Source organism: Bacilli bacterium, assembly GCA_036381315.1.
Classification (GTDB): domain Bacteria; phylum Bacillota; class Bacilli; order Paenibacillales; family KCTC-25726; genus DASVDB01.
Map to the genome: position 1 here is coordinate 17,956 of DASVDB010000050.1, position 23,889 is coordinate 41,844.

The 23,889-nt window shown below is 47.9% G+C and carries 20 protein-coding genes and 1 pseudogene; 18 read left to right on the plus strand and 3 right to left on the minus strand.

The genetic code is table 11. From position 1 onward, the window contains the following. Window positions 1-31 precede the first annotated feature (31 nt). From VF260_03715 to VF260_03745, 7 genes are all read left to right on the plus strand, one after another. Window positions 32-952 (plus strand): sugar ABC transporter permease, encoded by a 921-nt coding sequence (locus VF260_03715; protein ID HEX7056294.1) that lies wholly within the window; start codon window positions 32-34, stop codon window positions 950-952. Further along, window positions 949-1,776, plus strand: a complete 828-nt coding sequence (locus VF260_03720) for a carbohydrate ABC transporter permease (protein HEX7056295.1) — start codon at window positions 949-951, stop codon at window positions 1,774-1,776. The genes VF260_03715 and VF260_03720 overlap by 4 nt, the downstream gene beginning before the upstream one ends. Before the next feature lie 45 nt (window positions 1,777-1,821). Beyond that, on the plus strand, window positions 1,822-3,393 hold the full coding sequence (locus tag VF260_03725; GenBank protein ID HEX7056296.1) for a CoA-transferase: 1,572 nt from the start codon (window positions 1,822-1,824) through the stop codon (window positions 3,391-3,393). Between the two features lie 145 nt (window positions 3,394-3,538). Next, window positions 3,539-4,339: an enoyl-CoA hydratase-related protein gene (locus VF260_03730; protein HEX7056297.1), complete on the plus strand. Its 801-nt coding sequence runs from the start codon at window positions 3,539-3,541 to the stop codon at window positions 4,337-4,339. Further along, window positions 4,339-5,460 carry a glycoside hydrolase family 88 protein gene (locus VF260_03735; protein ID HEX7056298.1) on the plus strand — a complete coding sequence of 374 codons (1,122 nt, stop codon included), beginning with the start codon at window positions 4,339-4,341 and terminating at the stop codon, window positions 5,458-5,460. Before VF260_03730 ends, VF260_03735 begins: the two co-directional genes overlap by 1 nt. A gap of 253 nt (window positions 5,461-5,713) precedes the next feature. Beyond that, window positions 5,714-6,913 carry a GNAT family N-acetyltransferase gene (locus VF260_03740; protein HEX7056299.1) on the plus strand — a complete coding sequence of 400 codons (1,200 nt, stop codon included), beginning with the start codon at window positions 5,714-5,716 and terminating at the stop codon, window positions 6,911-6,913. 80 nt (window positions 6,914-6,993) lie between these two features. Further along, window positions 6,994-8,151: an MFS transporter gene (locus VF260_03745; protein HEX7056300.1), complete on the plus strand. Its 1,158-nt coding sequence runs from the start codon at window positions 6,994-6,996 to the stop codon at window positions 8,149-8,151. Here VF260_03745 and VF260_03750 read toward each other — a convergent pair. Further along, window positions 8,141-8,896 carry a GntR family transcriptional regulator gene (locus tag VF260_03750; GenBank protein ID HEX7056301.1) on the minus strand — a complete coding sequence of 252 codons (756 nt, stop codon included), beginning with the start codon at window positions 8,894-8,896 and terminating at the stop codon, window positions 8,141-8,143. The two genes, VF260_03745 and VF260_03750, sit on opposite strands and share 11 nt — an antisense overlap. A gap of 568 nt (window positions 8,897-9,464) precedes the next feature. On the opposite strand from VF260_03750, the gene VF260_03755 reads away from it, so the two are divergent. The 10 genes from VF260_03755 to VF260_03800 all read left to right on the plus strand — a co-directional run bounded on the left by VF260_03755 (window position 9,465) and on the right by VF260_03800 (window position 20,775). Next, window positions 9,465-10,676 carry an extracellular solute-binding protein gene (locus tag VF260_03755; GenBank protein HEX7056302.1) on the plus strand — a complete coding sequence of 404 codons (1,212 nt, stop codon included), beginning with the start codon at window positions 9,465-9,467 and terminating at the stop codon, window positions 10,674-10,676. A 119-nt stretch (window positions 10,677-10,795) separates the two neighbouring features. After that, window positions 10,796-11,719: a sugar ABC transporter permease gene (locus VF260_03760; GenBank protein ID HEX7056303.1), complete on the plus strand. Its 924-nt coding sequence runs from the start codon at window positions 10,796-10,798 to the stop codon at window positions 11,717-11,719. Window positions 11,720-11,735: 16 nt separating this feature from the next. Then, complete coding sequence (locus VF260_03765) at window positions 11,736-12,704, plus strand: carbohydrate ABC transporter permease (GenBank protein HEX7056304.1); 969 nt, start codon at window positions 11,736-11,738, stop codon at window positions 12,702-12,704. Between the two features lie 130 nt (window positions 12,705-12,834). Further along, window positions 12,835-14,148: a 6-phospho-beta-glucosidase gene (locus VF260_03770; GenBank protein HEX7056305.1), complete on the plus strand. Its 1,314-nt coding sequence runs from the start codon at window positions 12,835-12,837 to the stop codon at window positions 14,146-14,148. Window positions 14,149-14,203: 55 nt separating this feature from the next. After that, entirely contained in the window at window positions 14,204-15,697 is a 1,494-nt protein-coding gene (locus VF260_03775; protein HEX7056306.1) for an aldehyde dehydrogenase family protein, read from the plus strand. 45 nt (window positions 15,698-15,742) lie between these two features. Next, window positions 15,743-16,729: a BadF/BadG/BcrA/BcrD ATPase family protein gene (locus tag VF260_03780; GenBank protein HEX7056307.1), complete on the plus strand. Its 987-nt coding sequence runs from the start codon at window positions 15,743-15,745 to the stop codon at window positions 16,727-16,729. Window positions 16,730-16,747: 18 nt separating this feature from the next. After that, the gene (locus tag VF260_03785; GenBank protein ID HEX7056308.1) at window positions 16,748-17,599 is read left to right on the plus strand and encodes a Cof-type HAD-IIB family hydrolase; all 852 of its coding nucleotides are present in this window, start codon (window positions 16,748-16,750) and stop codon (window positions 17,597-17,599) included. Window positions 17,600-18,293: 694 nt separating this feature from the next. Beyond that, complete coding sequence (locus VF260_03790; protein HEX7056309.1) at window positions 18,294-19,742, plus strand: alkaline phosphatase family protein; 1,449 nt, start codon at window positions 18,294-18,296, stop codon at window positions 19,740-19,742. After that, window positions 19,739-20,497, plus strand: coding sequence for a glycosyltransferase family 2 protein (locus VF260_03795; protein HEX7056310.1), 759 nt, complete (start codon window positions 19,739-19,741; stop codon window positions 20,495-20,497). Before VF260_03790 ends, VF260_03795 begins: the two co-directional genes overlap by 4 nt. Before the next feature lie 86 nt (window positions 20,498-20,583). Beyond that, complete coding sequence (locus tag VF260_03800; GenBank protein HEX7056311.1) at window positions 20,584-20,775, plus strand: sigma factor G inhibitor Gin; 192 nt, start codon at window positions 20,584-20,586, stop codon at window positions 20,773-20,775. A gap of 6 nt (window positions 20,776-20,781) precedes the next feature. Here the strand turns inward: VF260_03800 and VF260_03805 are convergent, their stop codons facing one another. Next, window positions 20,782-21,633 (minus strand): AraC family transcriptional regulator, encoded by an 852-nt coding sequence (locus VF260_03805; GenBank protein ID HEX7056312.1) that lies wholly within the window; start codon window positions 21,631-21,633, stop codon window positions 20,782-20,784. 32 nt (window positions 21,634-21,665) lie between these two features. Here VF260_03805 and VF260_03810 point away from each other — a divergent pair. Next, window positions 21,666-22,651 (plus strand): annotated as a pseudogene (locus VF260_03810) (sulfatase-like hydrolase/transferase). Between the two features lie 126 nt (window positions 22,652-22,777). Here VF260_03810 and VF260_03815 read toward each other — a convergent pair. After that, window positions 22,778-23,689, minus strand: coding sequence for an AraC family transcriptional regulator (locus VF260_03815; GenBank protein HEX7056313.1), 912 nt, complete (start codon window positions 23,687-23,689; stop codon window positions 22,778-22,780). Window positions 23,690-23,889 lie beyond the last annotated feature (200 nt).

Below are 23,889 nucleotides of genomic sequence, written 5' to 3' on the forward strand. Positions count from 1 at the left end.
TTTCCATCCTTTTTCAAGGAGATGAGACATCTTGGCTACTGCCACAAAACGAAAAAAGCGGCTGAAATCGACGCACTGGTTTGTCATGATCGCGCTTGCCCCGATTATGCTGCTCTATACGTATTTGCGGTTTATTCCGATCGGCAAAACATTCTATATGAGCCTGTTCAATTGGGACATGGTCTCGCTCAATAAACCGTTCATCGGGTTCGCCAATTATACTACCCTGTTTCACAACAATATGTTTAAAATGGCGATCGAAAACACGACCATTATCGCGTTTAGTATTTTGCTAACCAGTGTGCCGCTGGCGTTGTTGGTCGCGAATGCGTTGAAGGACAAAATCAAGTTTCAATCCTGGTACGAAGCGTTTTATTTTCTCCCGGTCATCACGCCGATGGTGCCGGTTACGGTGATCTGGAAATGGATTCTGGACGCCAATTACGGATTGCTAAACTACTTTCTGTCTTTTTTCGGCATCGCGCCGAAAGCATGGCTGCTTGACCCGCATCTCGCCGTCGTGTCCGTCATCATGTTGACCGTTTGGAAAACGGTTGGCTACAACATGCTGATCTTTATGGTCGGGCTGCGGGGGATTTCCAAAGAGTATTATGAAGCGGCGTCGATCGACGGCGCAACCGGAGTCAAGGCGTTTTGGCATATCACGCTGCCGCTTTTGAAGCCGATTACCGTGTTTGTGTCGATTATCACGCTCATACATGGTTACAACGTGTTCAGCCAGGTTTACATTTTGGCGTCCGACGTGCAGGGCGCGCCCGGTTATGTTGTGCGCGTGCTGGTGTACGACATGATCGAAAACGGCTTCCGTTTCTTCAAAATGGGCTATGCGTCCGCCGAGGCCGTTATCCTCTTTTTGATCGTGTTTGTGTTGACCCTGATCCAGCTGGGAATCACGCGGGAAAAGACGGCGCGCAAGGGGGCGAGAAAATGAAACGAACGATGAATGCGGGAGCGGTCGTGAAGTCCGTATGTTTGGCCGTCGGCGCCTTTTTCATGCTGATTCCGTTTTTGTGGATGTTATCCACAGCTTTCAAGACGCCGGCAGAGCTGAATATATGGCCGCCAAAATTTTTGCCGAACACGTTGGCTTGGGACAACTTTGTCGGGGTGTTCAAAGCGGCGCCGTTTGAGCTGTATTTTCTCAACAGTTTGCTGATGGCGGCGATTTCCGCCTCGTGTATCGTGCTGACCTCGACGGTTGCCGGCTATATTTTCGCCAAGTTTCGTTTTTTCGGCAGGGATGCGCTGTTTGCGCTCATCTTGGCGACGGCGATCGTGCCGTTCGAGATTTACATGATACCGCTATATTTGCAAATGCGCGCGCTCGATCTGGTCAATACCTTTTTGGGGCTGGTGATGCCGTATTTCATTATGAGCTTCGGGATCTTCTTTATGCGGCAAAACATTATGCAGCAAATCCCGGATGAAATTATTGAATCGGCCCGGGTCGAAGGGGCGTCGGAATGGCGCACGCTGTTTCAGGTCGTCATGCCTTTGTGCGCGCCGCCGATGAGCGCGCTAGGCATTTTCGCCTTCATTGAAGCGTGGAATTCCTTTGTCTGGCCGCTGTTGGTCGTCAATGTGAAAGAATTGTATACGATGGAGCTGGGCCTGGCGATGTTCCAGTCGTCGTTTGGCATCGACATCAGCGTCGTATCGGCCGGATCGCTAATATCGATTACGCCGATATTGCTCGTCTTTATTTTCCTGCGCCGCCGCATACTCGACAGCATCAGCCGTACAGGTTTAAAATAATGACGCATCAGAATATTTAAACAAATACAAGGAAGTGGAGAAGTCATGCCGCAATGGATTAGCGGAGCGGAAGCTATCGCGAAAATCAGGACGGGAGATCATGTCTGTTTGATTGGCAATATCAATTTGTTGGAGCCGGAAACCATTTTGCATGAATTGGAACAATCCTATATAACGTCCGGAACGCCGCGGGATTTAACCGTCAGTTTTCCGGTGTTTATCGGCAGCGAGGAAGGAAAAGGCATCGATCATCTGGCGCATGAAGGGCTGGTCAAACGCCTGATTGGCGGTTCCTACGCCAGCATGATGCCCAATCGCAAAATGAACGAGCTGATTGTGGCGAATCAGGTGGAAGCCTACAATATTCCGATGGGCAGCTTGTACAATTTGTTGCGCGATACCGGCGCGGGCAAACCCGGTTTGGTGACCGGAGTGGGGCTAAATACGTTTGCCGACCCGCGGTATGGCGGCGGGAAATTGAATGAACGGACACAAGAGGAATTGTGTGAAGTGGTGAAACTGAATGGCGGGGAATGGTTGTTTTACCCCCGGTTGAAGGTGAATGTGGCGATTATTCGGGCCACTTCCGCGGATGAACTGGGGAATCTTTCCCTGGAAAAAGAGCCGACGTCGCAAGGAATTTTGGCGATCGCCATGGCGGCGCGAAATAATGGCGGCATCGTGATTGCGCAGGTGAGGAGGAAGATCGCGCGCGGGTCTATCCACCCGAAAATGGTCACGGTGCCCAGCAAGCTGGTGGACTATCTGGTGCTGGACGAACGCGACGAAGCCATTGTGCAGAGCCATCCGGGCTCGGTGATGGGAGAATTCCGCCAGCCGATTGAAACAAGAAGGCCGATCCCGCTGGATCACCGGAAAGTGATCATGCGTCGGGCGTTGTTCGAATTTCGCCAGGGAGATTTTGTGAATTTGGGTTTCGGGATTCCGGCGGGTTTGCCTGCAGTGGCGCACGAGGAGAATTTGCTGGATGATATCCGCTTTACGATTGAGCACGGGCCGATTGGCGGGGTGCCGGGTTGGACCGGGGTTTTCGGAGTGTCGATGAATCCGGACTTGATTTTGGACAGCACGCAGGTATTTGATTTGTACGACGGCGGTCTGTTGGACATGACCTGTCTGGGGATGGGCGAGGTGGACCGTTTCGGGAATGTGAACAACCATAAATTCAAACATATTATCGCCGGAACCGGCGGTTTCAACGATATTATCTACGCGACGCCCAAAATTGTGTTAGCCGGGACGTTTACAGTCGGAGGGCTGAAGACGGAAATCCGGGACGGCAAGCTTATCATTGTGCAAGAAGGCAAGTTCAGGAAGTTCAATCGGGAAATCGAGGGGATTACGCTGAACGCCAAAGAAGCGCTTGGCAAGAAACAACGCGTCATGTATGTGACGGAGCGCGCGGTGTTCGAGTTGAGCGAAGACGGACTTGTCTTGACGGAAGCCGCGCCCGGTATCGATGTGGAAAGTCAGATACTGGGCTTGCTTGATTTTCCGGTGGCGGTATCGCCTGAGTTGCGCACCATGAATCCGCGCATTTTCCGCCCCGAGCCGATGCGCGTCAGGTTGACCCGAACGGGTTGCGAATGCGTGTAACCGATACAGTAAGCGTGTAGTCGAGGCGTAAAGTGATCATTTTAGCCGGTGCGGGCGACGTTGCGGTTCTGTGCGGGGGGGTCCCTCGAGGAGGCGCAACGCACCGCCTGAGACGAAAAACGACAGGAGAAGGAGAGAACCGAACATGGGAGCGGCAACACCACTCGTCACATATGAGAGATACGGCAATGGAGTAGTCGTTTTGACATTGAACAATCCGCCGCTAAATTTAATTACGCTGGATATGACGGCGCAAATGATCGCGATGATGGATCGTCTGGAAGATGATCCGGAAGCCAGGGCGGTCGTGATTCGGGGCAGCGGCAGCAAAGCGTTTTGCGCCGGGGCGGACATCAAGGAATTTACCGCGGTACGCGATCAGGTCGTGGAAAAAAAGCTGGCGAAGGAAAATGAGGCATGGAGCCGCATTGAGCGGCTGTCCAAACCGGTAATCGCCGCCATGGAAGGTGTCGTGCTGGGCGGCGGCTGCGAAATTGCCCTGGCCTGCGATTTGCGCGTGATGTCCGCAACGGGCCGCATCGGGCTGCCGGAGATTAATCTGGGGGTATTCCCCGGCAGCGGCGGGCTGTTTCGCCTATCGGAGCTAATCGGACCTTCCCGCGCCAAAGAGCTGCTGTATTTGGGCGAGCCGATCGACGCGCAGGAAGCGCTGAAGATCGGATTGATCAACCGGATCGCGCCGGAAGGGGAAACGCTGCAGGCAGCCGTTGCCCTTGCCGAAAAGATTGCGGCAAAATCGGCTACGGCAATCGCCATGATCAAATCCGGCGTCAAAAAATCGCTCGGAATGTCCCGCGCGGACGCGGTCGCGCTTTCGCTCGAATTAAGCGATGCCGTCTTCCGGACGGACGATTGCGCGGAAGGAATCAGCGCCTTTTTCGAAAAAAGAACGCCCATATTCAACAAGTCGAAAGGAAGAGGGTAATGGAAGTTACTGCAGCGTTGCAACAAGCGTTGGCGAAAGTGCGATGGATGTCCGACCATTTGACGCAGTTTCCCCACATTACCAAAAACGGCGAATGGCTGACCAACGAGAACGGGCATTGGACAGGCGGATTTTGGATCGGGCTGATGTGGATTTCCTCATTTTATGGCGAACAACCGGAGGTCGTGCGGGACCGCGCGTTAACTTGGGCAAAACGGTTGCAGCAGCGGACAAGCGATAATAAAACCCATGATATGGGTTTTTTATTCGGTCCCAGTTGTGTAATGGGCTACAGGCTGATCGGAGATATTAAATTAAAAGAAATGGCCTTGAGCGGCGCCCGCAACATGACGGATTTATATGAACCAAAGGTCGGTTTGATTTTGGCCTGGGATGAACCGGGATATGAAGGCAATGCGATTGTCGATACGATCATGAATGTGCCGCTGCTGGTCTGGGCTGCCGAGCAGTTGCATAATGATGAATACAGGCGGATAGCCTGTCGGGTGGCCGACAGGATTATGCAGGAGCATGTTCGCCAGGACGCTTCCATTTACCATATGGTGAAATGGGATACGACCTCGTTTGCCGTTGTCGAGCGCACGACGCATCAAGGGTTTGCGGCGGATACATGCTGGTCGCGCGGACAGGCATGGGCCTTGTACGGCTTTGCCAACCTGTACCGCTACACGAATGAACGGCGTTATTTGGATACATCCGTTCGTTTGGCCGAATATTTCTGGGAGCATCTTGATACCGACACCCGTCTTCCGCGATGGGATTTCGTATTTCAGGATCAACCGGATCAGCCGATTGACGCCTCCGCCGCCTCCATTGCCGCATCCGGCATGCTGTTGCTTGGCGAACAGCTGGCAAAAGCGGGCAAACAAACGGAAGCCGAAATCTGGATGATGCGCGGCGAAGAGATCGTCCGGTCATTGGCCGACCGGTGTTTGTACGCGGCGATGGAGCAATACGGGATTATTGAAAAGGCTACTGTGGACAAACCCAGAAATTCCGGCGTGCAGGAAAGCACCATGTACGGGGATTATTATTTTGTCGAGGCGCTGTTCCGCATTGTGAACCGCGGGAACCCGGATTTGTTGGGCCATTTATATTAATTTTTTCGAATCTGCCTAAGATCGGCAACCCGGAGAATATCGGAATTGCGGCGGTGTTTCCCGTTCACCCGCCGCATATTTATTTTCCGGGCACATTGCAAATAAAAGCGGACATAGAATGATGTTTGCCAGTTGCATATTTGTTATAATCAAAATATAATCTATTTGTAAAGGTAATTACAAATTTAATTTGTCACTTCATTTAAGATGTTGGCATTTTTTTCGTTTAGAGAGCTTTTTAAGGGGGAGTTTAATGGATTCGATAGAGATTCGCCCCGCGATTCATCGTGATGAATTGGAGTGTGCCTTTGACATCTGGGGAACTGTTTTTCCGGAAGAAAGATCGTTTTTTCAAAAGCGGTTGGATTTTGATCCCGATTATACTCTTGACACGACCTGGCTGGCATTAATAAACGGCCAAATTGTATCGGCTGTTCAAATATTTCCGTATCGGATGTATTGGGGATCCGTTTTTTTGAAGGTGGGCGGAATCGGTAACGTGGCGACCTTGCCGGAATATCGGGGGTTAGGTCTGGCTAAGCGGATCTTGCGCATGCAATGCGAATACATGAGAAAAAATGAATTCGACCTCTCTTTGTTGCTGACCGGGATCAATTCTTTTTATTCGCGAATTGGCTGGCAAACCATTCCCAGGCAGGAATGGACGGTAGACGCTGCGGTCATTCGGAAATCGGCCCATTCCACATTGCATCTGATCAGAACATTTGACGAGAAAGATCTGGGCCAGGTTAGTCAGATTTATGACGAAATCAATTCCCGCTGGATCGCTCCGATGAAACGATCCAAAGCGTATTGGATTGGGCAGATGAAATGGGAAACCGCGAATCCGGGCCATTTTTTGGTGATGGAAGAGCAAGGACGAATTTTGGCTTATATGCGGTATGTGCTTAACGGCAACGAGTTGCGAATTCGGGATTGTTGTTACAGGGAGGAAAATGAACAGGAAGCATTGAACCTGCTTAGTTTTATATTGGCGAAGGAACAGCAGGTGGAGTCGGTGCGGGCAGAATTACCTTCCGATCACGTTATGGCTGTTTTTTTTCGTAAAATCGGCGGCCAACCGAAAACCGACAATGGATACATGTGGAGAATGTTTGATTTAAACGAAACTTTGCGTAAATTGGCTCCCGAATTGTCCAAAAGGATTTGCAAAAGCAGGCTGTCATCCGAAGCGGACCTTTCCGTCGCACTGCTGCTTGGCGTAGGAAATCAGCTTTCTTTGCTCAAGATTTCACATGAAGCCGTTGAGGTGCAGCCCGTTCGGGAGCCTATTGCTTATAACTTGGCCATCGATTTAACAGAGGAAGAGTGGTTGCGCATCCTTCTGACAGGTTGTGGCGCATTTGGTAAGCCCACTCGAGCCGGTTACGAATATATTCGCGTATTGTTTCCGGATTGCCCCCATGTCTTTTGGCATGCGGACCATTTTTAGCGGGGAAACTTCACGTGGCTAACGTCCATTCGGCAAAAAGATTGCCCCACAATACCTGAAATGAAAGGAAATTAATCCGGGTGAAAATATTTTGTCTTTATTATTTCTTTTATTATTTGGCGTTGGCATCGTATTACCCCTATATAAGTCTTATATTAGACGAAAAAGGCATCCGTCTCGCGCAAATCGGAGTCATCCTTTCCGTATGGGCGTTTGTCAGCGTCTTTTCGCAACCGATTATGGGGTTGATCAGCGATCGTCTGCGGGATCGGCGTATGGTGTTGATTATCGCTACATTTATTTCACCCATCGTGGCATACGGATTTTATTTTTCGGGTCGATTTACGGATTTACTCGTCGTAGCAGTGTTGTTTTCCTGGTTCCAATCTTCCACCAGCCCGCTAAGCGATGCGCTGACGATTGAGACTTGTTCCCAAAAAGGCGTAACATTCGGAAGAATTCGCCTTTGGGGGGCTCTCAGCTATGCAATTTGCACTCTTGTAAGCGGCTTGGTTTATAAGAAAATCGGTTACAATCGAAGTTTTTTTGTTTACTTCGCGTTAAGTTTTATTGTGTTTTTTATCCTTTGGTTTATACCGAAGCAATCTTCATCCCGCATGCGCACTACTTTTTTCAATCAGAGCAAAATTGTATTTTTTCATAAAAAGTTTTTGATGTTCAGCTTCGCCTGTTTTTTGATCATGATGTCCGCATCCATCAATTCTTCCTACCTGCCTATTCATTTTTCCGAAATGGGCTTTGATAAAGGTTGGATCGGCGCGGCTTTTTCCGTGGCGGCATTTATTGAAGTTCCGATGTTCTGGCTTTCGGATCGGCTTAATAGGCGTTTCGGAGGATCTATTATGCTTCGCGCCGCAGCGATTCTTTATGCTGTCAAATATCTTGTCTTTTTCTTGTGCCACAACGTTTATCTCATAATAGCCGCTCAGTTGCTGGACGGAGTTTCCTTTGCCTTCTATGCCAGCAATTCGGTGGAGATGGTTGATGATTTTTCAGGATCGGATAACAAAGCGTCGTTTCAAACAATCTTTGCCTCATTAACCTACGGATTGGGTGGAATTATAGGAGCGGCAATCGGCGGGATTATCATTGACTTGTCAAGCACTACGCATCTTTATTTTGTCCTGGTCCTGTTTTGTTTTTCAGGATTCGTCCTCCTGTCAATGAAACGATTGACATCCGATTCGCTCCCAAAAAAAGAATCATTTAACGGATAAAATCGTTTGATGTTGAAGAGCGGGGCACATTTAATTTTCTTTCCAGAATGAAACTCGAGCGATCCCCACGGTAAACTTCGCGCGAATATTCCAACGGTTCGTCATTGACATTGTATGTTGTAGACTTCAAAAGCATTGCCAACGATCCCACAGGGATGCCAAGGACTTCGCTCGTTAATTGGTCGATCAGAACCGGTTCGATTTGTTCTACACATTTCTCCAGTTTATGATTGAATTTATTCTCAAACATCCAGTACAAAGAGCCCTCACAATCCTCCTTTGTTAATCCCGGCGCCATTTTCCAAGAAATATAGGTTTGGGAATATTGGAATGGCAAATTCTCCACGTAACGAGAGCGGATAATGTGGAAAACAGGGTCTTTTTCGGCAATACGAAGATGTTTGGCAATATTCGCACTGGCCGGTATAACGGAAAATTCTATAATTTTCGTTTCATTAGCCAGGCCAAGGCTATTCATAAAATCAATAAAACTGATATAGCTTGTAAGCCGGTGCTGGATTTTTGATTTGGAGACAAAAGTCCCCCTTCCTTGCACTTGATTTACATGCCCTTCCAATTTCAATTGATTCAATGCCAGTCGAACCGTCGTTCGGCTAACGTTGAACATTTTACAAAGTTCAAATTCCGTCGGAAGTTGATCGCCAGGCTGATATTTTCCCGTTTCGATCATTTCAAGAATTTTGTCTTTTACACTTCCGTAAAGCGGTTGCCCCATCTTGCTCATGAGCTGATTTCCTCCATGATTCATATCCGAGTTAGTGTTGCCTTAAGAAATTTTCTTAATCATATCGCAAATCCCGCAAAATGAAAAGAATTTGTCATTATCAATATGAAAATTGGCGAACATCTGAATCCTATCGCGATCATTTTTAGTGACAAATATGAATGTGCAAACGATGCATATTCGAATAAATGATTGTTTGCGATTCAATCCGGAGAACGGCCCAAGCTTTAATAAAACACACGATCACAATGCGTATGGCAGACACAAAACCAAGTTTCAAAACGAAGCGCGCAAAAAAATTTGTATTTTCGTTGACAATTCGTAATAACAAATATTATAATTAATTTGTAATGTTACAATCATTCATTATTTTCATTAAGGGGGGTTTTTCCTTATGCTCGTGAGGGGTTTGAGGGGACTTTTTGTCAGTGTTTTGATTGTTTTGCTCATTGCCGGTTGCAGCGCGGTTCCAAAGTCGCAACAAAATGAAAACGCTTCACAAAGTGTGGATGTAGGCGCCAATAACAATGAAAGCGGTAATAATTCCGATGCCTCTGCGGAAAATATATTGAGTTGGGACAAAACGGACGATCCGTCGTTGAAGGGGCAGGAAATCACTGTACTGCTTGTGGACACGGATGGAACATTGGAGCCGATCGTAAAACAATTCACAGACGAAACTGGCATAAAGGTTAAAATGCTTGCGGTGGATTACAATTCGCTTTATAACAAAATTACAACCGCCGCATTATCAAATTCCTCGGACATTGACGTCATCGAGATGGATACAATTTGGGCAGGGCAGTTCCTTAAAGGAAATCTTGTTGTCGATCTGACGGATATTGTGCCGCAGAATGTTAAGGACACCTTTACACAATCATCCTTAAGCTCAGTGGAATATAATGGCCACTTGGCGGCAATACCATATTACTCAAGCACCAAACATTTTTATTGGAACATGGATTTGTTGAAAAAAGCCGGGTATGATGCACCGCCGAAAACTTGGAGTGAATTTCGGGAAATGTCCAAAAAGTTGACGAAGAACGGCGTTTATGCATCGGGATGGTCTTGGAAGCAAGCGGAAAGTTTGAATTGCGATTATGTCGCGATGGTTTACGCTTTCGGCGGCGACTTTTTCGGGCAAGACGGAAAAATCAAAGCCAACTCCCCGGAAGCCGTCAAGGCGTTGCAGTTTATGGTCGATATTTTGAATACGGACAAAACCGTAAACCCTGCCAGTTTGCAGTGGGCTGAAGATGATGTCACCAAAGCGTTTGAGGCCGGAAAGATTGCCATGATGTCCAATTGGGAAGGGCAATATCCGGAATTGAACGATCCGTCGAAATCGAAAGTTGTAAATCAAACGGATGTAGGTTTGCTCCCGGGTGAAGGCAATGTGAAATCCGCTTCTGTCACCGGTTCTGAAGGTGTGGCTATTATGCAAGCAAGCCAGAAAAAGCAGGCTGCGCTGGCCTTTGTGAAATGGATAGGGGAAAAGCATTTCCAATTGGAAAACTTCGCCGAACGGGGCACATATCCTGCGCTTAAATCCTTATACTCAGATCCGGCTATGAAGGAAGCGGATTCGACAAATACGATCGATAAAATCCAGGAACAATTTTCGTTTGGGGTAAATCGACCGAACGCGCCAGGTTATGTGGAATGGGCAGACATTCTTTCGGCCCAGGTATTCTCCGCTCTTACAGGCCATGTTACGCCCCAGGAAGCACTGGATAATGCGCAACAGAAAATTGAAGCTGCCATCGCGGCAAAACAATAACATTTCGGCTGAATTTGGTCCGTTTATGTTATGGTTCGGGAATAAAAGAGGAGTTAGTTGATCTGGCTCCTCTTTTTTCGCCGCAACCTCTCAAAGCATCTAAACCTGGAGGATGAAAAATGAGGGGAACAGGTTTAAAAAGAAAAAAATTAAGTTATTTAACAAACCGAGACCGCAAAGAACTTATTCTGGCAATTATACTCCTGCTGCCCACCATTTATGTTTTAGTCCGTGCTTTTATTTTTCCGATTTACCAATCGTTGGTATGGAGTTTTTTCAAATACAATTTGATGGATGGCTCAGAGATCCGCTTTATTGGTTTGCAGAACTATGAGGCGGTATTCCGTCTAAGGGATTTTTGGGTCTCAATGTACAATACTGTATATTTTACCGTGTTTACAGTGACGGTGGAACTTGTTATCGGTTTTTTTAGCGCGATTTTGCTGAATCAGGCTTTCCGCGGTCGAATTTTCTTTCGGGCGATGATTATTGTACCGTGGGCAATGTTGACGTTGGTTAACGGTTTGTTGTGGAATTGGATTTACCAACCCGGATATGGGGCATTGAACCAGGTACTGCATTTTTTTCATATACTTGGTCCGGATCAAACCCCGATATGGCTTTCCAGTTCATTTCGGGTTGTTACGTTCGCTTCCATAGCCGATATTTGGAAGATGACACCGTTTATGACGCTTTTGTTATTAGCCGGTCTGCAGTCTTTGCCACCCCATTTATATGAAGCGGCAGTAATTGATGGTGCGGGCTTCTGGGAAAAAATCCGGCACGTTACGATTCCGCAACTTTGGCCCGCGATTATCATTGCTTTGGTTCTGCGTATCATTGGAACATTCAGAGTGTACGATATCCTGACGGTATTCACGGGCGATCCGACGGCATCCTCCACTTATTTGACCTTTAATTATGCTTTTCGGTACTTTTATTTGGGCAAAGCATCGGCCATGGCCTGGATAACAACACTGTTTATACTGGCGATGATCATCATCTACATTCGTCAATTGAAAAAGAATCAGGATCTGCAATAGGGGGTGAAGCAGAACCGTGTTAAAGCAAATCAAAAAAAGCATAACAGATCATACAGACGATACTTTCAGAAAAAAATCGTGGCGGGTGCGCCTATTTAAAGCGGCGAGCCATGAACTTTTTCCGCCTTTGTACTTGTGGATCGGACTGCTGTTATTAGCCTTGTTTACTTTGTTGCCGTTTCTTTATTTGTTGACATCTTCCTTCAGTGAAACGCAAGAACTGATCAGCGGGCACTTGTTTCCGCATCATCCGACTTTGGAAAATTACAAAAAATTGTTTACCGGTTCGACCAGCTCCGATTTTATAAACGCCATGAAAAACAGCGTGCTCACCGCATCTCTGACAACTTTTTTCACATTAATTATCGGTGTCTTCGCTGCCTACGCATTAGCCAAAATCAAGTTTCCATTACGAATGTCGACGATGTTCGGGATTTTATCGATACAGCTTTTGCCGTCCATTAGCATTATCGTGCCAATGTATATCATGATGCGCAATGGCGTGACGGTCAATATTCCGTTTACGTCAATCGAATTGATTCACACCCCGCCGCTATTGGATTCAATCTGGTCGCTTGTGATCGCTTACAGTACGTTCTCCCTGCCGTTTTCCATTTGGTTAATGACCGGATATTTCCGGACGATATCCCGCGAAATGGAGGAGGCTTCATTTGTCGATGGATGCAGCCGGATTGGCTCGATGATCAGAATCGTCATTCCATTGTCTTTGCCTGGAATTGCGGCCACAGCCATTTTTACCTTTTTAAACGCATGGGACGAGTTTATGTTTGCCAGCGCGTTTACGCAAACTTATGATTCCAAAACCCTGCCAATCGCAATTCGTGAATTCATCGGCAAACACAGCATCGACTGGGGGTTGATGACCGCGGGAGGCTTAATCGCTTCACTTCCCCCGGTTGTGATCTCACTTTTCTTGTATCGCTATATAGTAAGCGGATTGTCTGCAGGAGGAGTGAAAGAATAAACGTTTTCTTTTTACCATGAGCTTATGGCGATAGGTTGACTTTTAATATGTATTGGTTTTATAATTTGTTACAACAAATCCAATTAATTTTTTATACATCATAATAAATATATTGCGGGAGGTATAACGAGTGGTTGAGAAACAATTGAAAATTGCCGTAATCGGCGGCGGTTCTTCCTATACACCGGAACTTATCGAAGGGTTCATCAAACGATATCCCCATTTGCCGGTAAAAGATTTATATTTGGTCGATATTGAAGAAGGGCGCAACAAATTGGAAATTGTCGGAGCTTTGGCCAAACGCATGGTTGAAAAGGCGGGAGTGCCGATTCGTATCCATTTAACGTTAGAACGCCGCGAAGCGATAAAAGACGCTGATTTTGTGATAACCCAGTTGCGCGTAGGATTGTTGGAGGCGCGCGTGCGCGACGAGAAAATTCCGTTAAGGTATAATCGAATCGGGCAAGAAACGACCGGTGCGGGTGGATTCGCGAATGCTCTGCGCACGATACCGGTCATTCTCGAAATTTGCAAAGATATTCAGGAGCTGTCGCCCAACGCCTTCATGTTTAATTTTACAAATCCGGCCGGACTCGTTACGGAGGCGGTATTAAAGTATTCAAAAGTAAAATCGATCGGACTTTGTAACCTTCCGATTGGCACGCAGATGCAAATCGCAAAGTCCGCCGGAGTTAATCGCGACGATGTCGAACTGGAAATGGTCGGAATCAACCATTTGAATTGGACGACAAAAATCATGGTAAAAGGCGAAGATATTACTTCGTTCATCTTGCAAAAGGCGGAGAATACAGGATTTAGTATGAAAAATGTGCCGGATTTCGGCTGGAGCCCGGAATTTTTGCGGTCGCTTGGAGCGCTTCCTTGCGCGTATCATCGTTATTATTACATGCCAGACAAGATGCTTGCCGAGGAGATCGAATCTGCCAAAACAGTAGGGACGCGGGCGGAAGTGGTCAGGCAAATTGAAGCAAAGCTGTTTGAAATGTACAAGAATCCCGAATTGGCGGTTAAACCGCCGGAGCTTGAAAAAAGGGGAGGAGCGTATTATTCGGAAGCGGCTCTTAATTTAATCGACTCCATTTATAATAATAAACGAGATTTGCAAGTAGTTAATGTGCAAAATAACGGCACAATCTCGTGCTTGCCTGACGATGTCAGCATTGAGGCAAAGTGTGTGATCGGCGCGGAAGGCGCGGTTCCGGTTCACATTACGACACCGATAGATGCCCGCATCCGCGGATTGTTGCAAATTGTCAAAGCTTACGAGGAATTGACCGTAGAAGCGGCTGTAAAGGGTGACTATGGCCTGGCATTACAGGCATTGGCAATCCATCCGCTCGTAGGAGACATTGATATTTCGAAGCGGATTTTGGACGACGTATTGTCGGAAAATAAGGCTTATTTGCCACAATTTCATTTATAATCATAAATAACGGCTCTTTTGTCTTATAAATAAAAAATAAAGGCGGGGCTCGAATATGATTGGCACGGTTAGGGAATATAATCATTTCATTGGAGGGGAGTGGGTCCCCCCCGGTTCCGGCAAGTTTATCGAACGGAGAAACCCGGCGACTTGGCAATTGGTATCGCGGTTCGCTGATGGAACTCCGGAAGATGCAAAACGGGCGATTACTGTTGCCAGACAAGCCTTTGATTCAGGGCCGTGGCCGCGCATGTCGGGAATGGATCGAGCCCGAATCCTGTTTCGGCTTGCGGATCTGATACGAAATGAAAAAGAACAATTGGCGAAAATGGAGACAGAAGAGACGGGCAAACCGATTAAGTTGTCCAGAGGAGATATGGATGGTTGTATCGGCCTGATTGAGTATGCGGCCGGTTTGGCCCAGCAGCTTCACGGAGAATGTTATTCCAACCTTGGCGAACGGCATACAGCGCTTGTGATTCGCGAGCCTGTAGGTGTGGTGGGAATGATTGTGCCGTGGAATTTTCCCGCGTTAATTTTTTGTCAAAAAATGCCGTTTGCATTGGCTGCGGGATGCACAGTTGTGGCCAAACCGTCCGAGTTTACTTCCAGTTCCACTTTGGAAATCAGCCGCCTTGCTTTAAAGGCAGGGGTCCCGGCAGGTGTAATCAATATTGTGACTGGATATGGCGCGCAAGTGGGCCAGGCAATCGTCGATGATCCCGATGTTGATTTTATCTCCTTCACCGGGTCCACCGTGACCGGAAAACGCGTGATCGCATCATCGGCTGATACTCTAAAAAAAGTATCGGTTGAATTGGGCGGGAAATCGGCAAATATCGTGTTTGCGGACGCGGATTTGGATGATGCGATAGACGGGACGATGCTTGGCGTCTTTTTTAACAATGGTGAAACATGCTGTGCTTGCAGCCGTCTGATAATTGAAGATTCAATTGCCGATAAGTTTATTGAAAAACTGGTTGAACGCACACGGCAATTAAAAGTAGGCAACCCGTTAAATTTGGACACGGATATTGGAGCGCTCATTCATGAAAAGCATGCCGATAAAGTTAAAGGATTCATAAAAACGGGTCAGGAGCAAGGAGCAAAACTCCTTGCCGGGGGCCTCAAATCGTTGCCCGATGAGTGCCAAACCGAATGTTTTGTACTTCCAACTATTTTCGACCATGTCAAAACAGAAATGAGTATTTTTCAGGAAGAAATCTTTGGTCCGGTATTGAGCATCACGAGATTCAAAACGATAAATGAGGCTATTCGGATTGCAAACAGCACAAGATATGGTTTGGCATCCGCCGTTTGGACAAAAAATATCGACAAAGCAATGGTTGTGTCCCGGGAAATGAAAAGCGGAACAGTATGGGTTAATACCGTTATTGATGGATCGGCGCAACTTCCGTTCGGAGGTTATAAGACAAGCGGCTTCGGCAGAGAGATGGGGCAGGCAGGATTTGAAGAATTTACAGAAGTAAAAACAGTCAATATACACATTGGAAAAAGAGAGCCCTTTTACAACATCGATAAAAATTAATCGGCAAGCCATATGTCAGATCACTTTAATACGAATGTGGAGGAAATGATGGCATATATTATGGGGGTTGATGGCGGAGGCAGCAAAACCTATACGGTTATTGTAAATGATTCCGGCAAATTATTGGGCCACGGCATTTCAGGCTGCGGCAATTATCAAATGGTCGGGATCGATGCCGCTATGCAAAATATTAATTCCTCAATTAATTGTGCGCTTAAACAAGCAAACCTCGCGGCGGAAGAAATTGATTTTACAATGTTTGGTCTGGCGGGTGCGGACCGTGAAAAAGATTTTTCGATACTTCGTCCGGCACTTGGCAAACTGCCGTTGCCTAGATGGGATATTGTTTGCGATACGTTTGAGGGCCTTCGCACTGGTAGTCCGCAAAACATTGGAATCGTCCTGGTATGCGGAAGCGGGACAAATGCCGCGGGGAAAAATCGGCAGGGGAAAACCGTGCAGGTAGGCGGATTTGGTTATTTTTTTGGTGATCATGCCGGCGGGCACGAAATGGCGCAAAGCACTTTTCGGGCAGCGGTCCGCTCGTGGGAAGGCAGAGAAATTCCATCCGTTTTAACCCAAAAAGTGGCCAACTATTTCGGTTTTAATTCTATGGAAGAAGTTTTTAACTATTTCTTGGATCATGATATTCATCATTTGCCTGATGGAAATCTGACATTGTTGTTGCATGAAGCGGCGAATGAAGGAGATCGGTTGGCCATACGGATAATCGAAGAAACGGGTTATGAATTAGGCATTGCGGCTAATTCGGTTATAAGGAGACTAGGTGGTTTTCCGGGTGAAAATTTTCCGGTTGTATTGGTTGGTTCCGTCATTCAAAAGGGCAGAAATTCGTATTTGTTAAATTCCCTCCATAAAACGATCGCCGCGGAAAATACGAATTTCGAGTTCGTGATTCCGGAGATGGCTCCTGTTTATGGCGCCGTTTTGTTAGCTATGGATGAACTTGGAATTAAGGCGACGGATGATATGTATAAAAAGTTTATTGATTATGGGGGATACCAGGTTTGAAGCGCGGGGGATTGCAATTTGCTGAAATTAATAGCCTTGGACGTTGATGGGACATTACTCAATGAGTCAGGTCAAATTTCGGAACAGACGCTGGAAATGGTCGCTACGCTGCGGGGGCGAGGCGTCGAATTTACGTTGTGTACAGGGCGTAATTTGCCCATGGTCCTTCCTTTCGCAGAAAAACTCCAGATCAAATTACCGATTGCCACTTGCAATGGAGCCGAAGTTCGTTGTCTTGACGGGAGAGTATTGGCACGCCGTTCGTTGCCGAGCGACACAGCGGCGTCTGTCCATCACGTTTTGCGATCTTGTGATGCTCTATATCATGTATACGCGGACGATTATATTTATTTCGAAAATAAGGACAGACATAGCAAGAAAATGTATGCTTATTATCGCGATTTGCAACGAAATAAGGATATGAAAACAATCTTGCACGAAATCGATCAACCATACATGATTGAAACGTCCAATTTGGATGATTTATGGAAAGATGAATCTGTAACGGTCGAGAAGTTTTTTGTTATGGAACAGCGGGCCGATCGCTTGCAGGAAATTCGTAGGAAACTTATAAAAAAATGCGATCTTGAAATTGCCACTTCCCATTTTGCTGCGTTGGAAGTGTGTCATGTTTTGGCTAATAAAGGAAACGCGCTATTGAAAATTATGGAAATTTGCGGTTTTTTGCCTCGAGAGGTTGCGTCAATTGGCGATGGTATGAACGATGTGCCCATGTTTACAGTTACCGGAAATTCAATTGCAATGGGGAATGCAATCAACGAAGTGAAAATGCGCGCTCGGTTTGTTTCCGGGAAAAATAGCGAAGAAGGTATGGCGCAAGCGTTGCGGCATTTATTAAATTATTGCTAGGGCCACTATCCTTTTCGGGCAATAGGCATCAATTGGAGAACGATAGTCCGGTATCCTACTGAGGAACGTATTGCCCCCGTTCCGCAAACGCCCCGGGCTAAAACCCGGCCGGATAGCGGGCCAGTCTTCGCACTCTTCGTTGCCGCTCCACGTTGCAGGGGCGTGCTTTAGCGGACGCCAGTGACGTTAACTGGTCGCTCTGTCGTCTAACGGACGCCAGTGACGTTAACAGGCGGTTTTTTTTATGTTTTAAATTCTTACGGACGCTATTGCGCGTATTTGCTCATTTCTATGGTTTTACAGGCCCGATTTAAGCAAATAACGTCACCTGCGTCCGTTAAAATTTCCACATGGCGTTTTTTCGCAAAATAGCCGCAAATACGTCCATTAGCGCTAGTGGCTGGGGGGAAAGTCACAGGTTGGCGGATTATGCGGTCGATTATGCATCGATTGCGCGGCCAGCAACCGTAAATACGTCCGTTGGCACGGGCAACATGCTGATGCGGGCGAACTGCCCATAATGGCAGTTCCGTTTGCGAAGGCGTGGCGGCAATTCCGATAAAATCGTGGCAGTATTTGCGCAGCGTTGACACGCGACTTGATCGTGTTATAATTGAGAATGATTATCAGTCAAGCTGACCGCGTGGCAAAAAAGCTGCCGCGCTGTCGCAGAACAAGCAAAGGTGCCATTTGAATGAAAAAAGCTTCCGCGTTTGAAAAAGTTGCCGCCAGGTGTTGGAACGTGCTGAATGAAGGCAAGCCGTTTACGCCTGTATTTGTCGTCGGCACTTTTCTTATTTATACGCTGCTGCAAGGCGCCGGTCAGATCAGCTGGCCAAGCTTTGCGCTGGCGGTTGTGTGGTCGTTGCCGGTATTCGCGGTTTATTACGCGTTCGACTTTCCGCTGCACTTGCGCGTCTTCTTATGGCTGCCGGCAGCCTTGCAAATCTGGATGTTCCCCGGGGCTGATTTTGCGTTATACGCGTTGGGACTGGGACTTTATATTTTCTTCACCGTATTTTTTTGGGGCACGATCTATTACCATCTGCGCATCGGCACGCCGTGGACGAACTATCGCCGGTTCTGGAAACTGGTGCTCAAAAACAGCGATTCGACAAGCGGCAACGCTCAGGAGCAGCTGCCCAAAGTCTGGCTGCTTTTGGGACTCTTGGCGTGGTTTTATGCGCATCCGTTAGGCGGCATGCCGCGGCACATCGTCGTCTATGCCGTTTTTGCCGCCTGTTTATGGCTATACGCCTGGGCGGTGCATAAGCTTTTGTTTACCTGGAAGCCGCATGAGTTGCCGCCCACGAAGCGGGAAGGCGCCTTGAGCGCGATCGCCGAAAAAGTTTACATCGTCATTATCGACGGCTGCCGCAAGGATCGGTTGGCGGAAGCGGACACGCCGTTTATCGATTGGCTGCGCGCGGAAGGGACGGAATTCGCCAGCATGGAAACGATTTATCCCGACCGCACCGTCGTCTGTTTTTCATCGATGTTTACCGGGACATACCCGCGCGAGCACGGCATCAAAAGCAATATGGTGTGGAGGCTGGGCGTCCGCTGCGAAAGCGTCTTTGACAGTTTGCGCAAAGTCGGCAAAACGGGAAAACTTTTAGGGATCGCCCATCTTGTCGACTCGTTCGGCGATGATGTGGAAACGGTCACGGCTGTGATGAAAAACGACGAAGCGGACGCCAATATCATGCTGCGGGCCAAAGATATCGTCGAACGGCATGACCCCGATCTCCTGATCGTGCAGCTGATTGCGACCGATCAGACGGGGCACAGCCGCGGTGCGCTTTATGAGGAATACAAGCAAAAAATTGCGGAAGCGGACCGCCATATCGCAGACTTTTACGCTTGGCTGAAAGCCAGGGGACTGCTGGATGATGCCGTGTTCATCGTAGCGGCGGACCATGGTCAATCTGACGGAATCGGCGGGCATGGACATCTGGATGAAGGCGAACGGTATGTGCCGTTTTTCATGGCCGGAAAAGGCATCCGCAAAGGCCACCTCGTAACGTCCAAGCACAGCCTCGTTTCCGTTACGCCGACCATATGCCGGCTTTTGGGCGCGCCGCTGCCCGACAAAAGCAGAGGCCCCGTGCTTGCGGAAGCGTTCAAGGAGGAGATCCGGTGAAAACGTGTATCGTCGTCATTCCCGCGTACAATGAGCAGGACGCGATTGCCGGCGTCATCGCCCAAATACCGCGCGCAGCCATGCCGGGATATGAGGTAAAAGCGCTTGTGGTCAATGACGGCTCCGGCGATGCGACCGTGAAGAGGGCGCGCGAGGCCGGGGCGGACTATATTTATTCGACCGTGGCCAACCAGGGACTTGGCGCAGCCGTTTATTTCGGATTAAAGGAAGCGTATCGGCTGGGCGCCGACATCGTCGTAATGATCGATGCCGACAACGAATATCCGGCGGCCGAAATTCCGCACGTCGCGGCGCCGATTGTGAACGGGGAGGCGGATTATGTGATCGGCTCCCGGTTTATGCGCAAAGTGCGCGGCATGAAGCTTTACCGCAGATGGGGCAACCGCGCGTTTACGCTTCTGGTATCGCTGCTTTTGCGCAGACGGTTGAGCGACGGGCAGTCCGGCATGCGCGCGTTTTCCCGGGCGGTCTGCCGTGACGTGGACATTATTCATGCTTACAATTACGCGCAGGTGATGACGCTAAATATTGTGCGCCAGGGCTATCGGCTGCGCGAGGTGCCAATCTCGTATAAAGTTCGGACAACGGGTGAATCGTTTATCCGGTTCAACTATCTTGCCAGGGTTATTCCGGCGATTTGCAAAGAAATGCTGACGCCGGTGGAAAATCGTCGCGGGGTACAAACACCCTACGCCTTGGAATTTCATAAAGCTATAGTGACCGACAAAATATAAAAACCGGCATTGTTTAAAACAATAGATTCGGTGAATACTGGTATACAGGATGAGAAAAGCTTTGGAAGTTTCGAGGTGGTAGAAGCATGGATGATATGCAGAACAGTGTTTGTATCATTTGCCACGGGCAGCGATCCGAAGGCATTCGTATTTGCTCCCGGTTTATTTGCGCCGATTGTGAACGGGAAATCGTTCGCACCGACGTGGTAGACGGCAATTACGGTTACTTTATTGATCAGATGAAACAGATTTGGCGCGATATAAAAGGATTGGCTTGAATAAAATCATTTCAAATCATTTCGAAACTGCTGCGGATATACACCGCAGCAGTTTTTGAAAAACCGGGAAAAAGAGTACAGATTCGGATAGCCAAGCGTGAAGGCGATTTCGGTTATCGTCATTTCGTTTTGCCTAAGCAGATGTTTTGCTTTATCCAATTGCAGCTTTTGCAGGAAAGCTTTCGGCGACATGCCCGTTTGCTCCGAAAATACGGTCGCGAAGTACGTCCGATTCACGCCGATGAAATCCGCTATATGTTGAACGCTGATCTTCTCCGTATGATGCAGCTTCATATATTCGATCGCCCGCTGAATCCAACTGATTTGGCGCACAGGCTGGTTCGCGACAGACTCGGACAATTCGGCAAACAGGCGATAAAAAAGGCTGAGCAGACGCAGCGGAGTTGTCTGTTCGGAAGATGTAGGCTGCCTAAGCTCATCGAGTATATGTTCAACCGTATTCCATACTTGTTTGGAAGCGGCATTTGTTTTGCACGGATAGTGGCGCATGATGCCAGCCGCCCCCATCAGCCCATCCGCACCCGGACCGGCGAAAGCGGTCCAGTACATTTGCAACGGCTCCTCGGCCGGAAGCCCCCGATAGGAATAGCTGCACCCGGGAAACATGCCGAACAGGTCTCCGCTTGCGAGATCGGCTGAACCGCCCGGATATTCAAAATGAACTCGGCCAGAACGGACAAAATGAATACTGTAGCATTCGATTTGCTTCGGACCGACCGCATAATTGGGTTTGGCAATGTTGCGACCAGCGCGGACGGGCCATATCCGTTCATCTTTTTCATAAAGCGAAGGTGTGTAGTATAGCTGTTCGGAAAATTCGTGCGCATATTCCTTCACATTCCCGCCGCCCCTCTCGTCACTTTATTTTTCCGACTTGTACGCCGAGCCGGGCGTCGATCATCACCGGGATGTATCCCAGCCAGCATGGCGCCTGGACATTGGGCACGAAGTTGTTGGAAGACCGCCATACGGTCGGTGAAGATTTTGTGCAGGCGGGTTATCGGACGGCGCTGATTGGCAAAGCGCATTTCCAGCCGCTGCGTACGACAGAAGAATACCCTTCGCTGGAAGCGTACCCCGTGTTGCATGATTTTGCTTTCTGGAAACAATTTTATGGTCCGTTTTACGGCTTCGAGCATGTGGAGTTGGCCCGTCCCCACACAAACGAAGCGCATGTCGGGCAGCATTACGCGCTATGGATGGAACAAAAGGGCTGCCGCAATTGGCGCGATTATTTTCTGCCGCCGACCGGCACTATGGACAGTTCGCAAACCTACAAATGGCCGATTCCGGAGGAATTCCACTACAACACCTGGATCGCCGAACGCACCAATCGTTTGCTTGAACGGTACAAGAACAACGAAGAAAACTTTTTCCTGTGGGCCAGTTTCTTTGATCCGCATCCGGAATACCTGGTCCCCGAGCCCTGGGATACGATGTACGATCCGGACATGTTGACGATTCCCGCACTGGTGCCCGGCGAGCATGAGCACAATCCGCCGCACTTTCAGATGACGCAGGAGGAAAATCCGAACTACAAACGATGACCGGCGTAAGTCAAAAACAGGTGTGGCTCGGCGAAACCGCCCAGGCGCGGGATCATGCGATTTGCGAATTTCGCCACGAACCGACCACGATTCACCAGAAAACGTTTGTCGATGCGCGGTATAAAATCACGGTCTATTACAACCGGACGTACGAAGAAATCTTCGATCTCAAGGAGGATCCGCACGAATTGCATAATTTATGGGACGACCCCGCGTACGGACAACTGAAGCAGGAATTGCTGCTCAAGTATATCTGGGCGGAATTGGGCAAGGAGCCCTTGGCAATGCCGCGCATATGGGGCGCATAACTTGACGTTTTCTCTAGCATGGCGCCAGTGTGAAAGTGAAATGGTCCGGACGACGGATGCAGTAGATGAAAAAAGCTTATATTGTATAGCTGGCTACCGCCATTTACCCGGTAAATGGCGGATTTTTTATTCTCGTACTTTCCTGTAATACTGGTAGGGGGAAAGCCCCGTGTATTTTTTAAAAACCTTGCTAAAATAATAAGGATCGTCCAGGCCGGACAAGCTACCGATTTCATTCATGGCGAGATGAGTCGTCTCGATTAATTCCTTCGCATGGTTGATACGAACCATATTGACATATTTCATGATTGTGTGGCCTGTTACTTCCCGAAAGACACGGTTAATAAAATCGAAATTGCAAGCGAACTTTTCTTCAATCATGGTGCTGCTGATTTTTGCAACGAAATTTTGATGAATATAGTTGAGAAGTTCGTGAACTTTCTCAATGGATTTTGTATTTTTACGGGTGTTTTTCCGTATTTCGCTCATAAAATGTTCCCTTGAAATTTCGATCAGCAATTCGGAGAATCTCAAAGCCGTCAGACTTCGGTTATATTGTTTTCTTTTATACAGATTGAGGATATCGTTCATAACATGAAGCACCTTATGGAAGCCGCTGTTTTCGGCTAATGTCAGATATTTTGGCAGATAACAAAGATAATTGTCGGCGATTTCATCTTCAAACCCATGCTGCCCGTCTTTTCTGGGTCTGCTATGCTCCAGGAAAAAATTGCTGATAAAAGTGTTCGGATCCTCGATATAGACCGACCGCACATCCGGGTGGCCAAAGTGAATATAGAAGTAATCGCAAGCATGCTTCTCGATGCCTTCATGTTCCAGCCCAGGTTCAAGAAGCAACATATCCCCTTTGCGAAGCTCAAATTTTTTGCCGTTTTCCCGGAGATGAAGCTCGCCGCTTTTGATCAAATAAAGCAAATACTCGTCGGTAATCCGCCGAAAATGCTTCCAGGGCGATTTGTAAGATACAAAGCCCATAACCGTAATCTTTGGCAGAGAAATGAGATTGATTGCCAGCATTGACGGCGCGCTCCTTTCGAGAATGAAAAAGTCGCTAAATTACAAAAAGTAATCTTTATTTGCCATTCTCAATTATTCTAACACATCCTATACTGATGGTGTAATCGAATACAAAAAAAGCAGGATGGTAGATATGAATAAAGTAAAAATTGGCGTAATCGGTCTCGGCATCATTTCCAACAATCACATTCGTTCCATCA